Below are 24,577 nucleotides of genomic sequence, written 5' to 3' on the forward strand. Positions count from 1 at the left end.
TAATACAGTTTTATGTTATTAGTGATACAGTATAGGACAGTCGACTCTTAACGTTTTTGTAGAAAAATTCTTTGGTATAAGGCGTAATATATGATTGACCGACTGTATTTTATTCAGTATACTGAGTCCTAAGAATAAGTTGTACTAGTTTGAAAGTGATTTATTTTAATACAGTTGAAAGGGAGATGTGACAAATGAGCAAAAAAAACAATAATATTTTTGATCCACAACAAACGCTAACTGAAATCGAAGAAAAGTTTGAAATGTTTCAAATTTTGAACGAAGAAGGCGAAATTATAAATGAAGAGGCAGATCCGAAATTAGCAGATGAAGAGTTAGTTGAGTTAATGACGCGTATGGTATATACACGTATTTTAGATCAACGTTCCATTTCTCTTAACCGTCAAGGTCGATTAGGCTTCTACGCACCAACAGCTGGTCAGGAAGCTTCACAACTTGCTTCTCACTTTGCATTAGAAAAAGAAGATTGGATTTTACCAGGTTACCGTGATGTACCACAAATTGTATGGCATGGTTTACCGTTAGATAAAGCATTTTTATTCTCACGTGGTCACTTCGAGGGCAATCAAATCCCTGAAGGTGTTAATGTTTTACCTCCACAAATCATTATTGGTGCACAATTTATCCAAGCTGCTGGGGTGGCACTTGGTATTCAAAAACGTGGTAAAAAAGCTGTAGCAGTTACTTATACAGGTGATGGTGGGTCATCACAAGGTGATTTCTACGAAGGAATGAACTTTGCCGGTGCATTTAAATCACCTGCTATTTTCATCGTACAAAATAACCAATTTGCAATTTCTACACCGCGTGAATTACAAACAGCGGCAAAAACAATTGCACAAAAAGGTGTTGCAGCAGGTATCCCAAGTATTTTAGTAGATGGTATGGATGCACTTGCAGTGTACGTTGCTACTCGTGATGCACGTGAGCGCGCAATCAATGGTGAGGGTCCAACATTTATCGAAACAATGTGTTACCGTTATGGTCCGCATACAATGGCTGGGGATGACCCAACACGTTACCGTACGTCAGACACGGATAACGAGTGGGCTCAAAAAGACCCATTAGTTCGTTTCCGTAAATACCTAGAGGGTAAAGGACTATGGGATGAGCAAAAAGAAGAGGCTGTTATTGAACGTGCGAAAGAAGAAATAAAAGACGCAATTAAAAAAGCCGATGCTGCACCAAAGCAAAAAGTAACACAATTAATGGAAAATATGTACAAAGGCGAAATGCCATCGAATTTAAAAGAACAGTATGAAATCTACAAAGAGAAGGAGTCGAAATAAGCTATGGCACAAATGACGATGATTCAAGCAATTACAGATGCGCTTCGCACAGAATTAAAGAATGATGAAAACGTTCTGTTATTCGGGGAAGATATAGGCGTCAACGGTGGGGTTTTCCGTGCAACTGAAGGCCTACAAAAAGAATTTGGTGTAGATCGTGTATTCGATACACCATTAGCAGAGTCAGGTATTGGTGGCTTAGCAATCGGTCTTTCGCTTCAAGGTTTCCGCCCAGTTCCAGAAATTCAGTTTTTCGGCTTCGTCTATGAAGTGATGGATTCAATCAGTGGACAATTAGCACGTTTAAGCTACCGTAGCGGTGGTGTATATAATGCACCTGTTACAATTCGTTCTCCATTCGGTGGCGGTGTGCATACACCAGAAATGCACTCAGATAGCTTAGAGAGTTTAATGACGGCACAGCCGGGCTTAACAGTCGTTGTACCATCAACACCTTACGATGCTAAAGGATTACTTATTTCTTCTATTCGCAATGACAATCCAGTCATTTTCTTAGAGCATTTAAAATTATATCGCTCATTCCGTGAAGAAGTACCTGAGGAAGCATATGAAATTCCATTAGGTAAGGCAGATGTAAAACGTGAAGGTAAAGATTTAACAATTATTGCATATGGCTTAATGGTACATGAAAGCTTAAAAGCAGCAGAAGAACTTGAAAAAGAAGGACATTCTGTAGAAGTTATTGATTTACGCACAATCCAACCAATTGATATTGAAACAATCATTGCGTCAGTTGAGAAAACAGGCCGAGCAATCGTTGTTCAAGAAGCACAAAAACAAGCAGGTATTGCTGCGAATGTTGTCGCTGAAATTACAGAACGAGCTATCTTGAGTTTAGAAGCACCAGTACTTCGAGTAGCAGCACCAGATACAGTGTACCCATTCCCACAAGCTGAAGGTGTTTGGTTACCGAACTATAAAGATGTAATGGAAACAGCGAAAAAAGTTTTAACATTCTAATGTAGTTTGCATATTTGAAGAAAAGCAAAGAGAAAGGATGGGTACACATGGCATTTGAATTCAGATTACCGGATATTGGCGAGGGTATTCACGAAGGCGAAATTGTAAAATGGTTCGTTAAAGCTGGGGATACTGTAAAAGAAGACGATATTCTTTGTGAAGTACAAAACGATAAAGCAGTTGTAGAAATTCCTTCACCAGTTGAAGGGAAAGTAGAGGAAATCTTAGTAGGGGAAGGTACAGTTGCTGTTGTTGGTGATGTATTAATCCGTTTAGATGCTCCTGGCTACGAAGATTTAAAACTTAAAGGTGACGATCATGCAGAGGCGAAAACGGAGGCACAAGTTCAGTCCACGGCTGAAGCTGGTCAGGATGTCGCGAAAGCGCCTGCTAAGGAAGAAGCACCAAAAGCTCCAGCAACAGCGGAAGTAGCTGTAAAGCAAGAAACAGTAGATAGTACAAAACGTATTATTGCAATGCCTTCTGTTCGCAAATTTGCAAGAGACAATGATGTAAATATTCATGAAGTGTCAGGTACTGGTAAAAACGGTCGCATTCTAAAGGAAGATATTGAGAATTTCTTAAACGGCGGTGGAGCAGTGCAAGCTGCAGAAGCACCAGTGGCAAATGAAGAAGCAGTTGCTCAGCAAGAAACTGCACAAGTTGCGCCAGTTGTTCTTGAAGGCGACTTCCCAGAAACACGTGAAAAAATGTCTGGTATTCGTAAGGCGATTGCCAAGGCAATGGTTCACTCGAAACAAACTGCGCCTCATGTTACACTAATGGACGAAGTTGATGTAACAGCTCTTGTAGCACATCGCAAAAAATTCAAAGATATTGCTGCTGAAAAAGGTGTAAAATTAACGTATTTACCGTACGTAGTAAAAGCGCTTATTTCAACATTGCGAGAATTCCCAGAATTTAACCGTTCTTTAGATGATGCAACACAAGAAATTATTCAAAAGCACTACTACAATATCGGTATTGCAGCAGATACAGAAAAAGGTTTATTAGTTCCAGTTATTAAACATGCAGATCGCAAATCAGTATTTGCAGTTTCGAATGAAATTAATGACTTAGCGACAAAAGCGCGAGATGGTAAACTTGCTCCGCATGAAATGAAGGGCGCTTCCATGTCTATCACGAATATCGGTTCTGCAGGTGGTCAATGGTTTACGCCAGTAATTAACCACCCTGAAGTAGCGATTTTAGGTATTGGTCGAATTTCTGAAAAACCTGTAATAAAAAATGGTGAAATTGTAGCTGCACCTGTGTTAGCATTATCATTGAGCTTTGATCATCGCATGATCGATGGAGCCACTGCACAAAATGCTTTAAATCACTTAAAGCGTTTGTTAAGTGAGCCAGAATTATTATTAATGGAGGCGTAACAAAAATGGTAGTAGGAGATTTCCCAATCGAAACAGATACTCTTGTCATTGGTTCAGGTCCTGGAGGATATGTAGCAGCAATTCGTGCAGCTCAAACTGGCCAAAAAGTAACAATCGTTGAAAAAAATGTACTTGGTGGTGTGTGCTTAAACGTAGGTTGTATTCCATCAAAAGCATTAATTTCAGTGGGTCACCGCTTTGAGCATGCTAAACATTCAGATGACATGGGTATCATCGCTTCTGATGTGAAATTAGACTTTTCAAAAGCGCAAGCTTTTAAAGACAGCGTTGTTAAAAAATTAACTGGCGGTGTTGAAGGCTTACTTAAAGGTAATAAAGTTGAAATTGTACAAGGTGAAGCGTATTTCGTTGACGCTCATTCAGTGCGTATCATCAATGGTGAATCTGCTCAAACATATACATTTAACAATGTTATTATCGCAACAGGTTCTCGTCCAGTTGAAATTCCAACGTTTAAATTCTCTGAGCGTGTACTAAACTCTACTGGCGCACTTTCTTTACAAGAAGTACCTAGTAAATTAGTTGTAATCGGTGGAGGTTACATCGGAACAGAGCTAGGCTCAGCTTATGCAAACCTAGGCGCACAAGTTACAATTATCGAAGGTGGCAAAGATATTCTTGCTGGTTTCGAAAAACAAATGACACAAATCGTGAAAAAAGGCCTTAAAAAGAAAGGCGTTGAAATTGAAGTAAACGCATCTGCTAAAGGCGTTGAAGAAACAGAAAACGGCGTAGTTGTTACGTATGAAGTTGGCGGAGAAGAGAAAAAAGTCGAAGCTGATTATGTATTAGTAACTGTAGGTCGTCGTCCAAATACAGATGAAATGGGTCTTGAAGGTGTTGGCATTGAATTCGGTGAACGTGGCCTTATTAAAGTTGACAAACAATGCCGTACAAACATTCCAAACATCTATGCAATTGGTGATATCGTAGCGGGTCCACAGCTTGCACACAAAGCTTCTTATGAAGGTAAAGTGGCTGCTGAAGCAATCGCTGGCGAGAAATCAATCGTAGATTATTTAGCTGTTCCTGCTGTATGCTTCACTGATCCAGAAATGGCAACAGTTGGTTACAACGAAGATCAAGCAAAAGCTGAAGGTATTGAATATACTGCAGCGAAATTCCCATTCGCAGCAAATGGCCGTGCGCTTGCATTAAACCAAACAGAAGGTTTCGTGAAACTAGTTGCGCGTAAAGAAGATGGCTTATTAATTGGTGCTCAAATCGTAGGTGCTGGTGCATCTGATATGATCGCTGAAATGGGCTTAGCTATCGAAGGCGGTATGACTGCTGAAGATATCGCGTTAACAATTCATGCTCACCCAACATTAGGTGAAATTACAATGGAAGCTGCTGAAGTATTACTAGGCAACCCAATCCATATTGTAGCGAAAAAATAATTGAACATATAAAACGACTATAAAGCATATTCGCTTTATAGTCGTTTTTTTGTATAATTTTACTAACTTTGATACAGTAAAACTAGTAAATAACTATTTGAAAACATAGAGGTGGGGCGAAATGGAATTAGGCTTAAAGGGAAAAGTAGCAATTATTACTGGTTCAAGTAAAGGGATTGGTTATTATACGGCGATGCAGCTAGTAAAAGAAGGTGCAAAGGTAGTAATTAGTGCACGTGGTGAAAAACAGCTACAGGTGGCCGCTGGATGCATTAAAAATGAAACGGGCGAGGAAGTCTTAATTGTACCGACGGATATTACGAAGGAAAAAGACTGTAAGAGGCTTATAGAACGTACTGTGGAGCATTATGGACGCGTAGATATTGTTATTAATAACGCAGGCACAGCGTCAGCTAATCCGTTTGAAACGGTCAGCAGTGAAGTGTGGCAAGCTGATATCGATTTAAAAGTGTTTGGTGCTATCAATTGCTCAAAATATGCTGTGCCTTATATGCGAAAGGTAGGCGGCGGTGCGATTGTGAATGTGACGGCAGTAATGGCTAAAACGCCTCCTGCAAGTTCTCTTCCTACTACTGTTAGTCGAGCAGCTGGACTCGCTTTAACGAAGGCCATGAGCAAAGATTTAGGAAAAGATAATATTCGTGTGAATTCAGTGTGTATTGGTTTAATTCGAAGTGATCAAATTGAGAAGTTATGGAAAAAAGAAGCACAAGATCTTTCGTGGGATGACTACTCTCGTAAAGTTGGTCAATCTATTCCACTAGGTCGTGTAGGAGAAACGCAAGAAGCAGCTAATGTCATTACTTTCTTAGTGTCAGATGCAGCAAGTTATGTAACAGGGACAGCTGTTAATATTGACGGTGGTTCAGGGCACGCTTTATAGGGAGCGACAAGTTTTTAGCTCTGTTAAGTCCATTTTACTCAACTACTTTCAATGGCGTAAATATAGAAAAAATGCGCATTTGAGCGGATTTTGTACACAAAGGAGCAACTCATTTTGTTTTTGGGTTGACTCTTTTTTCTATTGTTTTTCTAAAATTATAATAGACAGAAAATTCCTTCAGTTGTAGAATAAGCGTAACAGGGGGGAACGGTGGCGAAATGATGAACGAAAATTTTACTATGATATTAATGCGAGTTGTTCGTATTATTGTCCAAATTGGCATACTTAATATTTTTTATTATATCGGTGTGGGCATTGTGTCTTACTTACACATTCCGCTTCCAGGAAGTGTAATTGGCTTACTGTTATTAGCACTTGCACTTAATTTTAAACTAATGAAAGTAGAATACATCCAAGATGGTGCTGGCTTTTTAATTGGCGTTTTAACATTGTTCTTTATTCCAGCAACAGTTGGTATTATTGATTATCCAGAATTGATGTCAACAACTGGTCTGTTGATTATTTTAGCAGTTATTGCGAGTACATTAATTGCTATTTATGTAACGGGAATACTAACCCAACTAATTGAAAAAAGAGAAGTAACAAAGAAAGAACAAGCAGTAACTATTGAAGAAGGGAAGGGAGAATTATCTGTTGATTGAACTTATTGTTGTACTTGGTACGATTGGACTGTTTATATTATTTACAAAGCTGTATCAACGGTTTCCCCATCCATTAATAATTCCATTAGTGACGACAACTATTGTCAGTGCAGCTATCTTACTTGTTTTTAATATTCCATATTCAACCTATATGGTAGGAGGAGAATGGCTACAAAAAATGTTGGGGCCGGCTGTTGTTGCCCTTGCTTACCCGCTTTATAATCAGAGAGCCATTATTATGAAATATAAAGTCTCTATTTTATCCGGTATCATATTAGCGATGATAACTGGATTAGTAACCATTTTTGTTATGCTAAAATGGATCGGTGTTAAAGAAAGTTGGATGCTGACGGCGTTACCTAAATCTTTAACAACGCCTGTTGGTATGCAGGTAAGTGAAACAATTGGCGGAATTCCTCCTTTAACGGCAGTTTTTGTTATGATTGCAGGTTTTGTTGGCGCTATTATTGGACCATTCGTATTCAAATTTGGAAAGATTGATTCTGCTGTCAGTAGAGGTGTAGCAGTAGGAAGTGCCTCGCACGGTGTAGGGCTTGTAAAACTAAGAGAGTATGGTGAGCAAGAATTATCGGTTGGTTCGCTTTCTATGGGGTTAACAGCGATTATAGGAGCTTTTCTCTGTCCGCTCTTTGTCTATCTATTTTTATAAAAGAAAGCCCTTTACAAGGCATAATGGGCTTGTAAAGGGTGCTAGCATTTTCGCTTGACACAAGCATAGTTAACTTTTTTCAATGATTAATTGAATGGTATGTGCAAGTCCTGTGTGTAGAGTACCTTCATGACGTATTTGTTCACCGGTAAAGAAATGAATAATTTTATAGGGCTGACACCACGTAAGCACAGATGCTGGATTATATAGGAAATTCATATTTTGTGGACCGCCTGTTGCATAGGACAATTGAGACGTGGAATATAATTCCATCATAATACGACCGCCGGGTTTAACCGAATTGACGATGCGTTGAAAAACGGCATGTTGCTGTTCTGCGGGAAAATGACCAAATACCATCACGGCAGCGTCAAATGTTTCTACTGGTAGTTCATCTTGCAGTAAATCTTGCAGTTGTGTGTTGACAGTAACGCCATGTTTTTTTGATAACTGTGCTGTTTTTTCAAGACCGCTTTTTGCATAATCAAAAGCCGTTACCACATGCCCTTTAGAAGCTAAATAAACGGCATTTCTACCTTCTCCTTCAGCATATGCGGCAACATTAACATACCCCTCTAAAAAATCTACATAGTTTTCTATAAACGCATTTGGCTGTTCGCCATAGACGTATTCAATTGTGTTAAATCGTTCATCCCATGTATTCATACAATTCACTCCCTTTATAAATATTGTAAGTAAAGGACAGCACATAAGCTATTTTTTTGCTTTATACAATTATTAATACAATTTTTTTCAATTTGATGAAAGTAGTGCAATAGAATTTAACTAATAGAATGAAAGAGTGTAAATATAGGGATAGAAAAAGAGTGGGGATTTTAGGTTTATAAAATAAAGGTATTTTATGCAAGTATGCTTACAGCTGTATGATTCAACTATAAAAAGCCACCCCTTCTAAAATGAAGAGGTAGCTTTGTTTTTTAAATAATTGCTCTGCGTTCTTTAATAACACGAATTGTTTGTAATGTTGTATCTTCGGGTCCTTGAACTGGTAAACCAGCTTCAATATTCATTTGAATATAACGAATATTTTCTTGTGTAATTATTTCCCCGGGAATAAAAATAGGTATTCCAGGTGGGTAGACCATAATAAATTCAGCGCAAATACAATTGTCTGCTTCTGCAAGAGGGACTACTTCTGTATCTGCATAAAAAGCATCACGAGGTGACATTGCAAGTGCTGGAATTTCAGGTACATTGACAACTGTTTCAGTAACAGCAGCTTCTGAATCAAAAGCTTTTGACATACGGCTTAAAGCATTGATAAGAAGATTAATCTCCTTTTTTGTATCTGCTAATGTCACTAAGCATAAAATATTGTATAAGTCTGATAACTCTACTTCAATATTGGCATTGTGACGAAGCCATTCCTCGGCTTGGTGCCCGGATATACCTAAATCTTTTACACTAATTAACAGTTTTAGTGGATCCATATCGTATGTTGCGGACGAGTGAAGCTTTTCCTTACCTGCACATTTTAAATGTGGAATTTGGTTAATGCGTTTACGCGCATCTTTTGCTAAACGTAGTGCATCCCCAATTAAATCATAGCCATGAATTGCAAGCTGACGACGAGCTGTGTCGAGCGATGCCAGTAATGGATAGGATGTGGATGTTGTTGTCAGCATAGAAAAGACTGCTTGTACGCGCTTAGCAGAAACTAGTCCTTCACGTACATTTAAAATTGAAGTTTGCGTCATGGAACCGCCAAGCTTATGTACGCTTGTTGCAGCCATATCCGCGCCTGCTTCCATTGCTGAGTATGGTAGCTCGTCATGGAATTTAATGTGCACGCCATGTGCTTCATCGACAACGACTGGAATATTACGGCGATGGACAATTTCGACAATGCGTTTTAAATCCGCAGAGAAGCCGTAATAAGTTGGATTAATAACAAGGACAGCTTTTGCGTCCGGATAAGCATTTAAAGCCTTTTCTACAGCTTCCGCCGAAATACCATGAGAAATACCATATTCACTATCTACTTCAGGATGAATAAAAATAGGAATTGCACCAGCGAAAACAATCGCTGACATAATGGATTTATGAACATTCCGTGGTACTAGAATCTTATCACCTGGACCGACGACGGTCAGTATCATCGTCATAATGGCGCCACTAGTACCTTGAACGGAAAAGAATGTATGATCAGCACCAAAGGCTTCTGCTGCCAGTGCTTGCGCATCCTTGATAGCACCTTTTGGTGAATGTAAATCGTCTAGTGGAGCAATGTTGATTAAATCAATTGATAAAACGTTGTCGCCGACGAATTCTCGGAAAGCAGGATCCATACCGTGCCCTTTCTTATGGCCTGGAATATGGAACTGAATTGGATGTCTGTTCCGATGTTTTAGTAATACGTCGAACAATGGAGTCTCTAATTGTGACAACGCAGGTACCACCTCACTTTTATAATATCTAAGAAAACAAATGAATTATAGCACCTAACGACATGAAAAAATAGACTTTAATTAAAAAAATAAAAGGATTTTTTCGTGATTACGAGAAGATAGTATGGAACGAAAGGAGAGATTCGATGAACTGGGAGACACGTATTACCGAACTATTGAAGATTAAATATCCAATTATTCAGGGGGGATTAGCTTATTTAGCATATGCTGATTTAGCAGCAGCTGTGTCAAATGCTGGCGGTTTAGGGCAAATAACGGCGATGAGTTTACGCGACCCAGACTTATTACGTGCGGAAATTCAAAAGCTAAGAACATTAACAGATAAGCCGTTTGGTGTAAACTTTGCTATTGGGATGCATGGCACAGGCTATGAAGATATGGTGCGAGTGGCTGTTGAAGAACATGTACCTGTTGTCACAATGACGGGCGGTAATCCCGCACCGATTTTTGATTTACTTGCAGGAACTGGCATTAAAAAGTTAGTGCTGGTTGCAGCCCGTAGACAGGCTCAGAAAGCTGAAGAACTAGGGGCAGATGCCGTAATGGTTGTTGGACAAGAAGGTGGTGGCCATCTTGGGCGTGATGACGTTGGGACAATGGTGCTCGTACCTCAAGTGGTGGATAGTGTGAAAATTCCTGTGATTGCGTCTGGTGGTATTGGTGATGGTCGCGGTTGGATGGCCGCACATGCACTTGGTGCAGAGGGCATTGAAATGGGCACGCGCTTTATTGCGACGAAGGAATGTGTGGATGCCTCACAAGCTTATAAAGACGCATTACTCGCGAGCTCTGAGGCAGATACAACGGTGATTAAACGATCTATTGGGGCGCCTGCACGCGCGTTACGGAGTGACTTCACAGCAAAAATTTTAGAAATAGAGCGTGAAACACCTACTTATGAGGCTTTAAAAGACTATATTAGTGGCAGTGCCAATAAACGTTTTATTTACGATGGAGAAAAGGATGCTGGCATTGGTTGGGCAGGACAAGTGACTGGCATGATCCATGATATTCCAACAGTGGACGAGCTAATTACAAGAATGGTTGCAGAAGCGGAAAGTATCCGGGTAAAATGGGGACACTAATGTAAAGGTGGTTAAGTCCAAATGGAATATTCATATCCGTTTTCAATTGATTGGTCAACTGAAGAAATTGTCGATGTTGTAAAATTTTTCGAAGGCATCGAACTTGCGTATGAAAAGGGCATTAAACGTGAAGTGATGCTGGCAAAATATCGTCGCTTTAAAGAAATTGTGCCTTCTCAAGCAGAAGAAAAAACGATTTTTCGCGAATTTGAAGAGGCTAGTGGATATGTTAGTTATCCAGTAGTGAAGCAAGCAAAAGAAGCGGATGATGGTACGATAATTAAAGTTGTACCAAAGCAAAGACGTTAAACGTTGGCTTGAAAATGGTGTGCTAGGGAATACTCTAGCATGCTTTTTTTAAAAAACCCGCCATGCCTTCTGCGAGACAGAAGTACATAATGGATTGTGTATATCTGTGCCCGTTGAAAGCAAAGCGGATTTGGAAACTTTATTATTTATAATGTTTTATTAAAATAATTATTCTTCTTAAGAAATCACTAGCATTATAGTGTTAATTTATAGTTGTCTGCATAAACTACAGCAATATCAATTTTTTCAAAAATGTTCACAGATTTTGGATTCTCCAATAACGTACAGTGACATAGCCACAACAAGTATTAATAATTCTTGTTGTGCAAAAATCCTCAACAACCTCAAAGAAGATGTTTCAGTCCTTTAGCTACGTTTGATAGTAATGGTTAATGGATAAATACCTCGTCCAAAATTGTTAAACCTTATAAATTCCAGTACTGCTTTAACTTATTAAGACATTTTGTTCTTGTAAGATTTTAATGCCACATTTTCAAAAATGAGTAGGGCATTTTATTTTTCTTGAATAATTTTATAAATCGGAAGTAATGTCGTGAATGTTTCCTCTACTAATTGTTGGAATTGACTAACAGACAATTTTATCGCTTCTTCTCGTGGAATATGACGGCCAACTAAAAATTCCCCTTTTTTAACATCACGTAAACGGATAAGCAATTCATCTAGTTTATCTTCCTTCGCGTCTTCCATGGAAATTGCCTCTGGTGACATATGATCCCCAGAAACAATAAAATCATTCGGAAGCTGTTGTAGCAAGGATTTGTTGGCTAGTAAACGTTGTGCCATTAAATTTTTTTGCGGTGCTTCATAAATAATAGCAAAGACGATGAATAAATGTGTGCTCCAAAGACCAATCTGAAAGTGAGGCAATGCTTTATAGCCTCTTTTATAAGGAGCAAAGGCAACCCAACTATCATTTGGTGGATTTACCGTTCTGCGGGCGTGTTTGGCAACATGGGGGTAAAATTCTTCTCCAAGATGACTGGAAAAGAAAGCAGAGAAGTTCTCTCCTAGTTTATTGAACTTTGGTCTTACACAGGAATTTAAGGCATCCATTCTTTGTTCTAAACCATTTATTTGAAACACATTAAAATCTTTATTAGTCCATTTTAGTGTAGGCATTTTTAAAAACTCCTTTCGATTATAAGGTTTATTTTATTAAAAATATGGGAAAAAATCTTATAACAAGAACTTTAGCGAATCGTATAAGGTTTTGGAAAAAAATAAAAAAGGGACGTGACTTTTATGAAACAAGTCGTAAAAATTATACGTAAAGTTGACATTGAAAAGCAATATGAACGCATTTTACAATTAGAATTAGATTATGAGCTTGCCTCACTTTTCTTAGCGATGAATGAGAAAGACGAAGGTGCAATCGCAAAAAGCAAAAAGCGTCTAGCTGAAATACAGATGGAGCTGGAAAGTTTGCACGCCTATGCGTAAAAAAAAATTAACCCCCATATGAAAATCACTTGCTGAATATTCCGACAGCAGGTGATTTTTGTTGTTATAAAGGGTAAAATAGACAATATACCATTGTTAGATAATGGAGTTTTCATCTTTTTCATTTGACGCTGCACATGCAAAGCTTTTAAAGGCGTCATATTGCACATGACGCTTGCACTTATTGTGGATAGTGTATAAGGTATTTTACTGACTAGAAGCAGAGTAAGTTTAAAGTGTGTAGCTACAATCGTTTAATTGCTTGAATACCAAGGATAAGCAAGTTTGTATGACGTGCGTAAATGTTTTCTATATTCGAGGGGTGGGTTTTTATGGATTTAAAGCAGATCGATCAATTTGCTAAAAGTATTATTGTTGAAGCGGGGAACCGTATTCGTAATGCATTTTCGTATAATTTAGTGATCGAGACAAAATCGAATGCGAATGACCTTGTTACAAATATAGACCGTGAAACAGAATTGTTTTTTATAGAAAAAATTAAATCTTTTGATCCTACCCACCATATTATAGGCGAAGAGGGTATGGGGGAAAAGGTTGAGTCATTAGATGGCGTTGTATGGATTATCGACCCGATTGATGGAACGATGAATTTTGTAAAGCAACATCGCCACTTTATGATTTCAATTGGAATATTTATTGATGGAGTAGGAAAACTTGGTTACATATATGATGTAATGCGCGAAGATTTATTTCATGCAATTGCTGGACAGGGTGCTTGGTATAATGCGTCACCGTTACGCAAGTTACAACCTGTGACCATTGAAGAGTCCGTTATTGGCATTAATGCACATTGGGTTGCACCAAATCGTCATATACATCATGAAAAAGTAATTGAACTAGTTCGTAAAGTTCGAGGTACGCGTTCTTATGGCTCTGCAGCAATGGAAATCGCCTTTGTTGTTAGTGGAAAATTAGACGCTTATGTATCGATGCGGCTATCTCCATGGGACATTGCCGGCGGAACAATTATTGCAAATGAAGTTGGGGCTATTGCAACCAATTTACATGGACGAACTGTAGATTTACTACATCAAGATACTTTTATTATTGCAAATCCTTCTATTCATCATGAATTATTAGAAAAATATATTGTGCCTTATGATGTATAACTTTAAAAAAACTGTTTAGGAATGTTGATTCCTAAACAGTTTTTTGTATGCGCTAATTTAAATCGAGCTGATAGTATTTTTTCGGACGACCTCGAGTGGTGGAAGTAGTGCTTGGTAATTCGACAGCTAAATTTTTTTCATGCAGTTGTTTTAAAATGCGGTTTGCAGAGCGCACAGTAATGCCTAAATGCTTGCTTAACAGTTCGCCATTGACGATAGTTGTGGCTAATCTTTCGATAACAGCTTCGATTTTTTGCAATTGTAATAAAGGAATATCATGGGTAACGCTTAATTTTTGTAAGAGCTGTTGTTTTTCGTTATCAAACTGCAATAAAGTGCCGTTTAGCAACGGACCAATTTCTTTTTCATGTTCAATAATATAGCCTTGCGTTTCCTTGGAAGAGCAGAGCGTTGCAGCCAATTTTGCGTATTTCTGACTTTCCGTTAAAGAGTTACCGATACCCCAACCTATTTTTACTGGAAATTGTAATGTATCATCTAAAAAATCTACAAGTTGACAATGAGTATAATCATCGGTTGTGATTAAAAATTGCTCATAGGTTGTAATAAGGGCCATATAAGAAGCTTCACGATGCACGATAAAGGTGCTTGCATAGCGTTGCTTAAAATCTAAAATGGCTTTATATAAAGCAATTTGTCGATATTCCAATTCATCGATATTGGATTTATCAATCGGAATTAAAATATGAACAACGACTACTTTATTTTGCTCAAGTTGTCGAAGCTGAAGCTGATTGACCAATTGATCCAATGTTAATTGCATAGCATGGAGTGATGGGTGAAACGCGATAAACGGTATATTTAGCTGTGCCAATCGCTCTCGCATTTCTGCAATGCGCGTAAAGCTTAAATCTACTTTATTGTCGCGATGTAACTGAATATGCCAATTAGCAGCCTTCTCAACAATATCGTTGCTTGCGAACTCGTTCATTGTTTGACTAAATAGATAGGGCTGTCTACCGATTGACCATTCATGAATGCCGAGGTATTCATTCTCTTCATAACAAAAATCAATGGCAATCCGATTCATAGCAATTGTATTGTCATAAAATAACTCTGTTAAAACACGGTAAAAATCTCGCTCTGAAATATCAAAATAGAGCATGGGGATAGCTGTGTTTGGAAAATATGTTTGCGAAAAAAAGTATGGGATTTGCCCGCTAAAAAGTGCACCATCTCCAGCTAGTAAATGTTGCTTCAGCAGCGCATTTAAATGCTCAAAATCTGTGTAGGAATGGTAATGGAAATGGCAAAAAGATGGCTTGATTTTCTCTAGTTGCGTTACCCATGAGAGAGATAATTTAGCGGTGAAAACATTAATTTTATACATAGAGTAAGCTCCTTAACTATAAATTAAATATTGAAAATATTCTAAAAATATGGTTTCTTTGTATTAAGGACACATGCTATCAATGTCTTAAATGAGGATTAAGATGAATAGCACAAGTCGAATAACACAGAGAAGGAGAGGGGCTTATGCAAAAAAAATTAGACACAGTAAAAAAATCTTGGATTGATAGAATGCTAGATAGTATTGAAAAGGCGGGTAATAAACTACCAGACCCCATCACGCTATTTATTATTTTAGCAGGTATTGTGCTTGTTTTATCATGGATATTATCGTTGTTTGGTGTTTCAGCAGTTCAACCAGGCACTGAAGATGTTATTCAAGTAAAAAATCTGCTAAGTCAAGAAGGTCTTATATTAATAGTAACGCAAATGGTCTCAACATTTACAGGCTTCGCTCCTTTGGGATTAGTGATTGTGACAATGATTGGTATTGGTTTAGCCGAGCAAACAGGGTTGATATCTGCCGTAATGAAAAAGCTAGTGCTGTCAGCTCCGACAAAATTAATCGTGCCATTTATTATTTTCACAGGTTTAGTGGGGAATCTAGCTGCCGATGCAGCGTTCATTATTTTACCGCCAATTGCAGCGATGATTTTTATGAGCATTGGTCGAAACCCACTAGCAGGTTTAATTATTACATATGCCGCAGTAGCTGGAGGCTTTAGTGCCAATATTTTAATTAGTTCACTTGATGTATTGTTATTAGGAATTACAGAATCATCAGCACAGATTGCAGATTCTGCCTACACTGGTCGAGCAACGATGAACTATTATTTTTTAATTGCTTCGACATTTTTACTAATTGGGATTGGTACATGGGTTGCCAAAAAGTTTACTGAGCCTCGTTTTGGCAACTTTGAAGGCACTGTTGAAAAGTTAGAGCCGCTAACAGCTTTAGAAAAGCGCGGTTTACGATGGGCAGGATTGGTGACAGTCATTTATATTGCAGTGATTGCATTTACGGTCATTCCATCTAACGGTCTTTTACGTGATCCGGAAACAGGGGGCTTTTTAAATTCACCATTTATGTCAGGTATTGTGCCGATTATGTTATTCTTCTTTCTTTTACCAGGTCTTGCCTATGGCATTGCGGCAAAAGAAGTGAAAAATGACAAAGAAGTGGCTGAGAAAATTTTTAAATCGATTGCGGATATGGCTCCGTTTATTGTTTTAGCATTTGCTGCTTCACAAATGATTGCCTTTTTTAACTGGAGTAATATCGGTGCTATTTTAGCTATTAAAGGAGCGGAACTTTTACAAGCATTAAATTTTACAGGTTTACCAATGATGATAGGGTTTGTTTTAATATGTGCTTTCGTTAACTTACTTATCGCCAGCGCTTCTGCGAAATGGGCTTTACTTGCGCCAATTTTCGTTCCAATGTTCCTTTATTTAGGCTATTCCCCTGCTGTTACGCAAATGGCCTATCGGGTAGGAGACTCTATTACCAATCCCATTACACCAATGCTACCGTATTTTGCTATTTTGCTATCGTTTGCCAAACGCTACGATAAAAATATCGGTATGGGGACACTAATTTCCGCGTTGCTACCATTTTCTGTGTTCTTTGCAATCGGTTGGATTATACTGTTCGCCATTTGGTTCCTACTTGGCTTACCACTGGGACCTGGAGATTATATATATTTAAAATAAGGGGTGTTACTAATGGCAGTATTACAGCAAGAGCAGTTAGTTGGTTTATTAAAACGATATGAAGAGGAAATGATTCAGCTTCGTCGTCATTTCCATGAAAATCCAGAGCTTTCCTTTGAAGAAATTGAAACACCGAAAACAATTGCTGCATTTCATCGTGCTTTAGGACATGAAGTACGTGAAGGTGTTGGGGGGAACGGTGTTGTAGCGAAGTTAGTTGGTGCTAAGGCAGGAAAAACGGTGGCATTACGTGCAGACTTTGACGCTTTAGCTATTACAGAAGAAACGGGTTTGCCATTCCGATCAAAAATAAAAGGGCGCATGCATGCATGTGGTCATGATGGACATACCGCTTCATTATTAATTTTGGCGAAGGCATTGAATCAAATGAAGGATAACTTAGCGGGGACAATTGTCTTTATTCATCAACATGCAGAGGAGCTTGCACCAGGTGGGGCGAAATCAATGATTGCTGATGGCTGTTTAGAAGGTGTGGATGTAATATTTGGTACACATTTATGGGCACCAACAGAACTTGGTAAGGTGCAAACAGCAATTGGGCCATTTATGGCTGCGGCTGATGGCATTTATATGAAGATTAAAGGAAAGGGTGGTCATGGTTCGAATCCAAGCGATACGAAAGATTCCATCTTGCTTGCAGCGCAATTTATTACAAATTTACAACAGCTTGTTGCACGTCGTATTAATCCATTGCGTCCTGCGGTAGTATCTATTGGTCATATTGAGGCGTTAAATCCTTTTAATGTCATTGCAGACCAAGTCTATATGAAAGGGACTGTCCGTACCTTCCATGAGGAGGAGCGCGATTTACTGGAGCGTGAAATTGAGGAGCTATTAAAGGCAACTTGTTATTTAACAAAAGCGGACTATGAATATGAGTTTCGTCGTGGTTACCCGCCAGTGGTGAATCATGCAGCAGAAACAGAGCATGTGATGGCGTCAGCAAGAAAAGTAGCGGATGTCGAAGCGGTTGAATTTGTTGACCCAACTATGGGTGGTGAGGATTTTGCGTACTATTTAGAGGAAATACCAGGGGCATTTTTCTTTACGGGGGCAAAAAATCCACAATGGCAAGAAGTCTATCCACACCATCATCCAAAATTCGATATTGATGAACGTTCATTGCGGATTGCCGCCAATGTTTTAGGTCAAGCAACGTTAGATTATTTGGCAAATGACCATTAAAGCAAAGCATCGCTTGTTTGCGTGCAGACTGGGAAGAATAGTAGCTAAGCATTTAACAATTTTATTGAGCAATATTAATAATAGATAGCCAAAAGAGGCGTTGTCTATCATGGACAATGCCTCTTTTTTTGCACAATATCACAGAAGGAGCTGTCCAATATTGGATAGCTCCTTCTGTGATATTGTGTCATTTTGGACACATATAGGTTGTTAGAAAGCAAATACTAACATTAAAGTAAGCCTTGTTCGCGAAGTTTACGCTTCATTTTAAAAGCTGTCATGAAAATGACACAAGTAGCTACAATACCTGCTATTACTCCCCAAATATTGCTTGCTGCTACTGAATACCCGATAGAACACATTGCTAGCACAGCTGCTAGTGCATAAATGGCCATTACGATTTTTCCGCGATTCATAACCGAGCCTCCTAATTTATAGTAAATTTGTGATTAAAAATATTTTTTTAGAATGATAGAAATTCTAATAAGGACATTTACATCCTTCTTGTGCTATAATATCACAGTTAAACATTCGAAAAAAGAATATGGAGTGGAATAATGACAAACTTACGTCAAGATCTTCGCAATATCGCAATTATCGCCCACGTTGACCATGGTAAAACTACCTTAGTCGACCAATTATTAAAACAATCTGGTACATTCCGTTCAAACGAACGTGTTGAAGAACGTGCAATGGACTCTAACGATATCGAACGTGAACGTGGTATTACAATATTAGCAAAAAATACTGCTGTCAACTATAACGGAACTCGTATCAACATCCTTGATACGCCTGGACACGCCGACTTTGGTGGTGAGGTAGAACGTATTTTAAAAATGGTAGATGGCGTTTTACTAGTTGTCGATGCGTATGAGGGTTGTATGCCGCAAACACGCTTCGTACTGAAAAAAGCGTTAGAGCAAAAGTTAACACCGATTGTAGTAGTGAACAAAGTAGATAAAGACTCAGCTCGTCCACTTGAAGTAGTAGATGAAGTATTAGAGTTATTCATCGAATTAGGTGCAGATGACGATCAATTAGACTTCCCAGTAGTGTATGCTTCAGGTGTAAATGGTACGGCTTCTTTAGATGCTGATCCATCTAAACAAGAAGAAAATATGAAATGTCTATTTGAAAAAATTATTGAAGCTATCCCAGCGCCAGTTGATAACTCAGAGGAACCATTACAATTCCAAGTAGCTTTACTTGACTATAATGACTTCGTTGGACGTATCGGAATTGGTCGCGTATTCCGCGGAACAATTTCTGTAGGTCAACAAGTTGCTCTGATGAAATTAGACGGTACAGTGAAAAACTTCCGTGTAACAAAAATCTTTGGTTTCTTCGGCTTAAAACGTGAAGAAGTTGAGACAGCAAAAGCTGGTGACTTAATCGCCGTTTCTGGTATGGAAGATATCAACGTAGGAGAAACAGTTTGCCCTGTTGAGCATCAAGAAGCGCTTACGCCTTTACGTATCGATGAGCCAACTTTACAAATGACTTTCTTAGTAAACAATTCTCCATTTGCAGGTCGTGAAGGGAAATGGGTTACTTCTCGTAAAGTAGAAGAGCGTTTACGTGCTCAATTACAAACAGACGTATCTTTACGCGTTGAAGATACAGATTCTCCAGATGCTTGGACAGTTTCAGGTCGTGGTGAGCTTCACTTATCAATCCTGATTGAAAATATGCGTCGTGAAGGTTTTGAATTACAAGTATCAAAACCACAAGTAATCGTGCGTGAAATCGATGGTGTTAAATGTGAACCATTCGAACGTGTTCAAATCGATGTACCTGAAGAAAATGTTGGTTCTATTATTGAATCTATTGGTACTCGTAAAGGTGAAATGCTTGATATGGTGAACAACGGAAGTGGACAAGTGCGTTTAACGTTCTTAGTACCAGCTCGTGGATTAATCGGTTATACAACTGAATTTATGTCGATGACAAAAGGTTTCGGTATTATCAACCATACGTTTGATTGCTACCAACCATTATTACCAGGGAAAATTGGTGGTCGTCACCAAGGTGTACTAGTTTCAATGGAAACTGGTAAATCAACAACTTATGGTATGATGCAGATTGAAGACCGTGGTACACTATTCTTGGAGCCAGGTACAGACATTTACGAAGGTATGATTGTTGGCGAAAATACTCGTGACGCTGATATCACTGTAAATATTACAAAAATGAAACAAAAAACAAACATCCGTTCAGCAAATAAAGACCAAACGAATGTTATTAAAAAACCACGTATTTTATCTCTAGAAGAAGCGCTTGAATACCTAGGTGATGATGAGTACTTAGAAATCACACCTGAATCAATTCGCCTTCGTAAAAAAATTCTAGATAAAAACGAACGTGAGAAAGCAGCGAAAAAATTAAAAAACGCTGAACAATAATTTTCCGCTGATATGAAAGGGAGAGGGAGTCTTGGATATAAAGTCCGCTTTATTGGGTGAACTAAATGTTATTCAAGTTGCTGCATCAACAAATGCAGAGGAAACAACAAAGGTTTATGGGAGAATGGCTGGTATTACAAGATTTCTGTATGAAAATTTACCAAGCTATGAAGTTGCAGGCTATGTTGTATTTCTTCTTGTCTTTGTACTTTCTGCAATTGTCTATAAATTAGGCTTTGCAAAAAAGTTAAAGCTATCTCAAAATATTGTCATTTATGTGTTCCTATTTTTGGGGTGTATTATGTTGACATTTTTCGCGTTATTCCTACCTATGATTGAAGGCCTCATCGTAGCGGCGTTAATTTTGATTGTATACAAAACACGTATGTGGCGAGAAAAAAGAGAAGAGCAACAAGCTGCCAATCAATGATAGTAGCTTGGCTCCTTTACCATAAAACTTACCTTAAGTTTTAAGGGCATAAAAAAGTCTTAGCATTTATTTGCTAGGGCTTTTTTTCTTTAATAGAGAAAATTTTTACGACTTAGGCAATCTACCTATGAAAGAACAGCTGTGCATCTATGTTCAATCAATTGAATGACATATGACAAAATGGTTGGCACCTAAATCTTCTAACGTGAATAAGTTAGTCTCGATAGGCTATTTATCAATCAAGGAGGAAATGGAATGCGTTGGCTTAAAAAAGGTTTGTTATTTAGTAGTATTGCTTTGTTGCTCCTTTCATTGGCAGCGTGTAATAAAGCGGAGCTAGAAAAAGTAAAGGTCGGAGAAGTGACGCGCTCGATTTTCTATGCTCCGCAATATGTAGCGCTGGAAAAAGGTTTTTTTGAAGAGGAAGGACTTTCTGTTGAGCTACAAACGATTGCCGGTGGCGATAAAACGATGACAGCGTTACTTTCAGATGGCATTGATATTGCCTTAGTTGGCTCAGAAACATCCATTTATGTAACAGCTCAAGGTGCGAACGATCCGATTCAAAACTTTGCACAATTAACACAAACAGATGGAACATTTTTAGTAGCCCGTGAAAAGATGGATAATTTTTCATGGGAAGATGTGAAAGGATCTACATTTTTAGGGCAACGTAAAGGTGGAATGCCACAAATGGCTGGCGAATTTGTCTTGAAAAAGCATGGCATTGATCCTACGAAAGATTTAACACTTATTCAAAATATTGATTTTGCAAATATCGCTACAGCCTTTGCTTCTGGAACAGGAGATTATGTTCAGTTGTTTGAACCGACAGCGAGTGTGTTTGAAAAAGAAGGGAAAGGTTATATTGTTGCTTCATTTGGCACGGAATCAGGCCATTTACCATACACGTCCTTTATGGCGAAAAGTAGTTACTTAAAGGATGATGCTAAAACAGCGCAAGGATTTACTAATGCGCTGAAGCGAGCACAAGATTTTGTACAAGAGAAAAGTGCGGCAGAAGTGGCAAAAATAATTCAGCCGTATTTTGAAAATGTTGATGTAGCGTTAATTGAGACGGTGGTCGAACGTTATAAATCACAAGGCTCTTATGCAACAGATCCAATTTTGGATGAAGAAGAGTGGGATAACTTACAAACAATTATGGAGGAAGCAGGTGAACTTCCTCAACGAGTAAAATATGAAGAGCTTGTGAATACAAAGTTTGCAAAAAAGGCTGCAGAGTAAATGGAATTTTTAAAACTAGATCATGTTCACCATAGTTATTTTTCTAGTACGCAGGCAAAGGAAGTTTTAAGAGATATTAATCTAGATATTCGTGAAGGGGAGTTTGTTTCTTTTATAGGACCAAGTGGCTGTGGAAAAACGACACTCTTGTCCATTATTGCTGGGTTATTTCCTGCAACGGAAGGCAAGGTTTTTATTGATGGCGAAATTATTGCGCCACATAATCAGGCACTTATCGGCTACATGCTTCAACAAGATTATCTATTCCCGTGGAAAACGATTGAGGACAATGTCACCATTGGTTTAAAAATCATGCAGCGGGATAATAAAACGCATAAAGTAACGGCCAATGCGCTCTTACATGAAATTGGGTTGCCACATGTCGGAAGTTATTATCCGAGGGAATTATCCGGAGGAATGCGTCAACGCGTAGCACTTGCAAGGACTTTAGCGGTTAATCCGAAAATATTATTGCTAGATGAACCTTTTTCAGCGCTCGATTATCAATCTAAGTTAAAGCTTGAAGATTTAGTTGTTGAAACATTAAAGGCCTATCAGAAAACGGCGATTCTTGTCACACATGATATTGGTGAGGCAATTGCTATGAGTGAAAGGGTATTTCTTTTCTCGGCTAATCCAGGCATGTTACACAAAGTGTTTGAAATACCTTCTGAGTTACAACAATTATCTCCGTTCGATGTAAGGCAACATCCAGCTTATTCAGATGTATTCCAAACGATTTGGAAGGAGCTGGAGAGTCTTGGATAATACATTGTTTAAACAATATCAACAATTGCTAAAGAAGGAAAAGCGCTTCGTTCGTCTATATCAAATCATTATTTTACTGGTCTTTTTTGGGGGGTGGGAGCTGCTCTCGAGGCTTGAATGGATTGACCGTTTAATATTTAGCTCACCAACCTATGTATGGCAAACGTTTATTGAAAAAGTAAGCGACGGCTCACTCACATTACATGTTGGTGTGACGTTAATGGAGACGATTATCGGCTTTATTGCCGGAACATTATTAGGGACCTTGATTGCAACTGTCCTCTGGTGGTCTCCGATGTTATCCAAAATTTTAGATCCGTATTTAGTAATATTAAATGCCATGCCAAAAGTGGCGTTAGGGCCGATTTTAATCGTTGCACTTGGACCAGGTTATTTTTCGATTATTGCAATGGGTGCACTAATATCTATCATCATTACTACCATTGTTGTGTACACTGCTTTTAAAGGTGTCGATCCCAATTACAGTAAAGTGTTACAAACTTTTGGGGCAACTCGTTGGCAAACTTTTAAAGAGGTGATTTTGCCTGCTTCTTTTCCTACAATTATTTCGACTCTGAAAGTGAATGTTGGTTTGTCATGGGTTGGTGTGATTGTCGGTGAGTTTTTAGTTGCCTCCAAGGGGCTTGGTTATTTAATTATTTATGGCTTCCAAGTATTTAACTTTAATCTTGTCCTTATGTCACTGCTCATTATCGCTTTCTTCGCGACAATTATGTATCAAGTTGTCGAATTGCTGGAAAAAGTGATTATCAAAAATAATGGTTAAGTAAAAAACGCAAAACCTGTACTAATAGGGTTTTGCGTTTTGTACTGTTAAATCTGCTAGAGACGAGCGCTTTTTAAATTGTATGAGTGCCTGTCACTTAAAATTCTTTGTCCATTTGTGGTGAGGTACGGTAAAAGCGGAAATTTCCCGTTTCAATACGTGCCACTGTATTTTCCTTAATTCGATCATGGCATGTGTCGCACATATACGTATGAATCGGACGATTACGTAGTTTTTTTGCTAACGGTAAATCATCATCTAACTGGTTAATAGTATCGCAAATGACACATTTTACGCGCATCGCATTCCCTCCCTATTCCGCACGAATGGCTAACACATTTTTGATAGGGCTGTCTACATTGGAGCCGTCTCCAAATAATACATGAACGGGTCCATCTTCAGTTAAAGGTTTGCCGTCCTGACTGTATTTAAAAATTAATGTCTGTGCTTCTTCAATTGTAAATGCATGTTCTTCCCCGTTTTTGCATTCAATGACGATTTTTGTCGCTTCGGGTTTAACTTCAGCATTTTTCAAGAAGTGACTTAATTCGATACCGAACGTGCCCGTTTCCATTCCTTTGCGGTCGAATTTTCGTTCTGATTTTAATGTTGGTGGGAAAGTAGCACCTTCCATGATTTCACGTGACCAGTGAGCACCGACTTCGCGCATATATTTTGTATCCGCATCTTCCTCTACTTCACTTGCATGGAAGTACGTATTTAAGTCTAATTTACGATCGTCAAAAATCCAAACTGTTGGATCTAATGTTAGTTGATACGAAACTGCACCCTTAATAGGAATAATTGTTTCCATAATAGAAATCCTCCTCAAATCTTGTATATCCATGAATTAGTATAACGCTAATGCAAGGAGATAATAAAGAAATATAATTCGGATTGTTTATTTTCCAACGAAGACACTTGCAATTTTACCGACTAAAAGATAAACTTTATTAAGA

Annotated in this window: 25 protein-coding genes; 18 read left to right on the forward strand and 7 right to left on the reverse strand. The window is 38.4% G+C overall.

Translation table 11 applies throughout. The features are described 5' to 3' along the window. The first annotated feature begins 194 nt into the window (after positions 1–194). From pdhA to MKY08_RS03885, 7 genes are all read left to right on the forward strand, one after another. Positions 195–1,310 (forward strand): pyruvate dehydrogenase (acetyl-transferring) E1 component subunit alpha, encoded by a 1,116-nt coding sequence (gene pdhA, locus MKY08_RS03855; protein WP_069510353.1) that lies wholly within the window; start codon positions 195–197, stop codon positions 1,308–1,310. Positions 1,311–1,313: 3 nt separating this feature from the next. Continuing rightward, positions 1,314–2,291 (forward strand): alpha-ketoacid dehydrogenase subunit beta, encoded by a 978-nt coding sequence (locus tag MKY08_RS03860; RefSeq protein WP_024362205.1) that lies wholly within the window; start codon positions 1,314–1,316, stop codon positions 2,289–2,291. Between the two features lie 47 nt (positions 2,292–2,338). Further along, positions 2,339–3,682, forward strand: a complete 1,344-nt coding sequence (locus tag MKY08_RS03865) for a dihydrolipoamide acetyltransferase family protein (RefSeq protein WP_069510351.1) — start codon at positions 2,339–2,341, stop codon at positions 3,680–3,682. A gap of 5 nt (positions 3,683–3,687) precedes the next feature. After that, on the forward strand, positions 3,688–5,103 hold the full coding sequence (gene lpdA, locus MKY08_RS03870) for a dihydrolipoyl dehydrogenase (protein ID WP_069510349.1): 1,416 nt from the start codon (positions 3,688–3,690) through the stop codon (positions 5,101–5,103). Between the two features lie 121 nt (positions 5,104–5,224). Then, a complete protein-coding gene (locus MKY08_RS03875) occupies positions 5,225–6,007 on the forward strand; it encodes an SDR family oxidoreductase (RefSeq protein ID WP_069510347.1) in 783 nt (260 codons plus the stop codon). 218 nt (positions 6,008–6,225) lie between these two features. After that, a complete protein-coding gene (locus tag MKY08_RS03880; protein WP_081327895.1) occupies positions 6,226–6,669 on the forward strand; it encodes a CidA/LrgA family holin-like protein in 444 nt (147 codons plus the stop codon). Next, the gene (locus tag MKY08_RS03885; protein WP_069510345.1) at positions 6,662–7,339 is read left to right on the forward strand and encodes an LrgB family protein; all 678 of its coding nucleotides are present in this window, start codon (positions 6,662–6,664) and stop codon (positions 7,337–7,339) included. The genes MKY08_RS03880 and MKY08_RS03885 overlap by 8 nt, the downstream gene beginning before the upstream one ends. A gap of 69 nt (positions 7,340–7,408) precedes the next feature. Here the strand turns inward: MKY08_RS03885 and MKY08_RS03890 are convergent, their stop codons facing one another. After that, positions 7,409–8,005, reverse strand: coding sequence for a class I SAM-dependent methyltransferase (locus tag MKY08_RS03890; RefSeq protein WP_069510343.1), 597 nt, complete (start codon positions 8,003–8,005; stop codon positions 7,409–7,411). 272 nt (positions 8,006–8,277) lie between these two features. Continuing rightward, positions 8,278–9,747 (reverse strand): aminotransferase class I/II-fold pyridoxal phosphate-dependent enzyme, encoded by a 1,470-nt coding sequence (locus tag MKY08_RS03895; RefSeq protein WP_024362198.1) that lies wholly within the window; start codon positions 9,745–9,747, stop codon positions 8,278–8,280. Between the two features lie 146 nt (positions 9,748–9,893). Here MKY08_RS03895 and MKY08_RS03900 point away from each other — a divergent pair, with 146 nt between their 5' ends. Both MKY08_RS03900 and MKY08_RS03905 read left to right on the forward strand, forming a co-directional pair. Beyond that, positions 9,894–10,853 (forward strand): nitronate monooxygenase family protein, encoded by a 960-nt coding sequence (locus MKY08_RS03900; RefSeq protein ID WP_069510341.1) that lies wholly within the window; start codon positions 9,894–9,896, stop codon positions 10,851–10,853. 21 nt (positions 10,854–10,874) lie between these two features. After that, positions 10,875–11,162, forward strand: coding sequence for a UPF0223 family protein (locus MKY08_RS03905; RefSeq protein WP_069510339.1), 288 nt, complete (start codon positions 10,875–10,877; stop codon positions 11,160–11,162). Positions 11,163–11,675: 513 nt separating this feature from the next. On the opposite strand, the gene MKY08_RS03910 is transcribed toward MKY08_RS03905, so the two are convergent. Continuing rightward, the gene (locus tag MKY08_RS03910) at positions 11,676–12,302 is read right to left on the reverse strand and encodes a DUF1054 domain-containing protein (protein ID WP_069510337.1); all 627 of its coding nucleotides are present in this window, start codon (positions 12,300–12,302) and stop codon (positions 11,676–11,678) included. A gap of 123 nt (positions 12,303–12,425) precedes the next feature. On the opposite strand from MKY08_RS03910, the gene MKY08_RS03915 reads away from it, so the two are divergent. Both MKY08_RS03915 and MKY08_RS03920 read left to right on the forward strand, forming a co-directional pair. Continuing rightward, on the forward strand, positions 12,426–12,623 hold the full coding sequence (locus MKY08_RS03915; RefSeq protein WP_024362194.1) for a hypothetical protein: 198 nt from the start codon (positions 12,426–12,428) through the stop codon (positions 12,621–12,623). A gap of 332 nt (positions 12,624–12,955) precedes the next feature. Further along, positions 12,956–13,753, forward strand: a complete 798-nt coding sequence (locus tag MKY08_RS03920; RefSeq protein WP_069510335.1) for an inositol monophosphatase family protein — start codon at positions 12,956–12,958, stop codon at positions 13,751–13,753. A gap of 52 nt (positions 13,754–13,805) precedes the next feature. Here MKY08_RS03920 and MKY08_RS03925 read toward each other — a convergent pair whose 3' ends face one another. Continuing rightward, positions 13,806–15,104, reverse strand: a complete 1,299-nt coding sequence (locus MKY08_RS03925; protein ID WP_069510333.1) for a hypothetical protein — start codon at positions 15,102–15,104, stop codon at positions 13,806–13,808. Positions 15,105–15,250: 146 nt separating this feature from the next. Between MKY08_RS03925 and MKY08_RS03930 the strand changes: the two genes are divergently transcribed. Next, entirely contained in the window at positions 15,251–16,777 is a 1,527-nt protein-coding gene (locus MKY08_RS03930) for an AbgT family transporter (RefSeq protein WP_069510329.1), read from the forward strand. Positions 16,778–16,789: 12 nt separating this feature from the next. Further along, complete coding sequence (locus tag MKY08_RS03935; RefSeq protein WP_069510327.1) at positions 16,790–17,983, forward strand: amidohydrolase; 1,194 nt, start codon at positions 16,790–16,792, stop codon at positions 17,981–17,983. Between the two features lie 230 nt (positions 17,984–18,213). Here the strand turns inward: MKY08_RS03935 and MKY08_RS03940 are convergent, their stop codons facing one another. Continuing rightward, positions 18,214–18,399: a DUF5325 family protein gene (locus tag MKY08_RS03940; RefSeq protein WP_024362189.1), complete on the reverse strand. Its 186-nt coding sequence runs from the start codon at positions 18,397–18,399 to the stop codon at positions 18,214–18,216. 141 nt (positions 18,400–18,540) lie between these two features. Here MKY08_RS03940 and typA point away from each other — a divergent pair, with 141 nt between their 5' ends. The 5 genes from typA (at position 18,541) to MKY08_RS03965 (ending at position 23,618) form a co-directional block, all read left to right on the forward strand. Beyond that, the gene (gene typA / locus MKY08_RS03945) at positions 18,541–20,385 is read left to right on the forward strand and encodes a translational GTPase TypA (protein WP_025218736.1); all 1,845 of its coding nucleotides are present in this window, start codon (positions 18,541–18,543) and stop codon (positions 20,383–20,385) included. Positions 20,386–20,416: 31 nt separating this feature from the next. Further along, a complete protein-coding gene (locus MKY08_RS03950) occupies positions 20,417–20,815 on the forward strand; it encodes a YlaH-like family protein (RefSeq protein WP_024362187.1) in 399 nt (132 codons plus the stop codon). Positions 20,816–21,070: 255 nt separating this feature from the next. Beyond that, on the forward strand, positions 21,071–22,063 hold the full coding sequence (locus MKY08_RS03955; RefSeq protein WP_069510325.1) for an ABC transporter substrate-binding protein: 993 nt from the start codon (positions 21,071–21,073) through the stop codon (positions 22,061–22,063). Continuing rightward, positions 22,064–22,831, forward strand: coding sequence for an ABC transporter ATP-binding protein (locus MKY08_RS03960; RefSeq protein WP_069510322.1), 768 nt, complete (start codon positions 22,064–22,066; stop codon positions 22,829–22,831). Continuing rightward, positions 22,824–23,618 carry an ABC transporter permease gene (locus MKY08_RS03965; protein ID WP_081327894.1) on the forward strand — a complete coding sequence of 265 codons (795 nt, stop codon included), beginning with the start codon at positions 22,824–22,826 and terminating at the stop codon, positions 23,616–23,618. Before MKY08_RS03960 ends, MKY08_RS03965 begins: the two co-directional genes overlap by 8 nt. Positions 23,619–23,715: 97 nt before the next feature. Here MKY08_RS03965 and MKY08_RS03970 read toward each other — a convergent pair whose 3' ends face one another. Both MKY08_RS03970 and MKY08_RS03975 read right to left on the reverse strand, forming a co-directional pair. Then, positions 23,716–23,919 carry a YlaI family protein gene (locus tag MKY08_RS03970; protein WP_024362183.1) on the reverse strand — a complete coding sequence of 68 codons (204 nt, stop codon included), beginning with the start codon at positions 23,917–23,919 and terminating at the stop codon, positions 23,716–23,718. A gap of 12 nt (positions 23,920–23,931) precedes the next feature. Next, positions 23,932–24,432 carry a hypothetical protein gene (locus MKY08_RS03975; protein WP_069510318.1) on the reverse strand — a complete coding sequence of 167 codons (501 nt, stop codon included), beginning with the start codon at positions 24,430–24,432 and terminating at the stop codon, positions 23,932–23,934. Positions 24,433–24,577 lie beyond the last annotated feature (145 nt).

Source organism: Lysinibacillus sp. FSL M8-0337 (assembly GCF_038593855.1).
GTDB lineage: Bacteria > Bacillota > Bacilli > Bacillales_A > Planococcaceae > Lysinibacillus > Lysinibacillus sphaericus_D.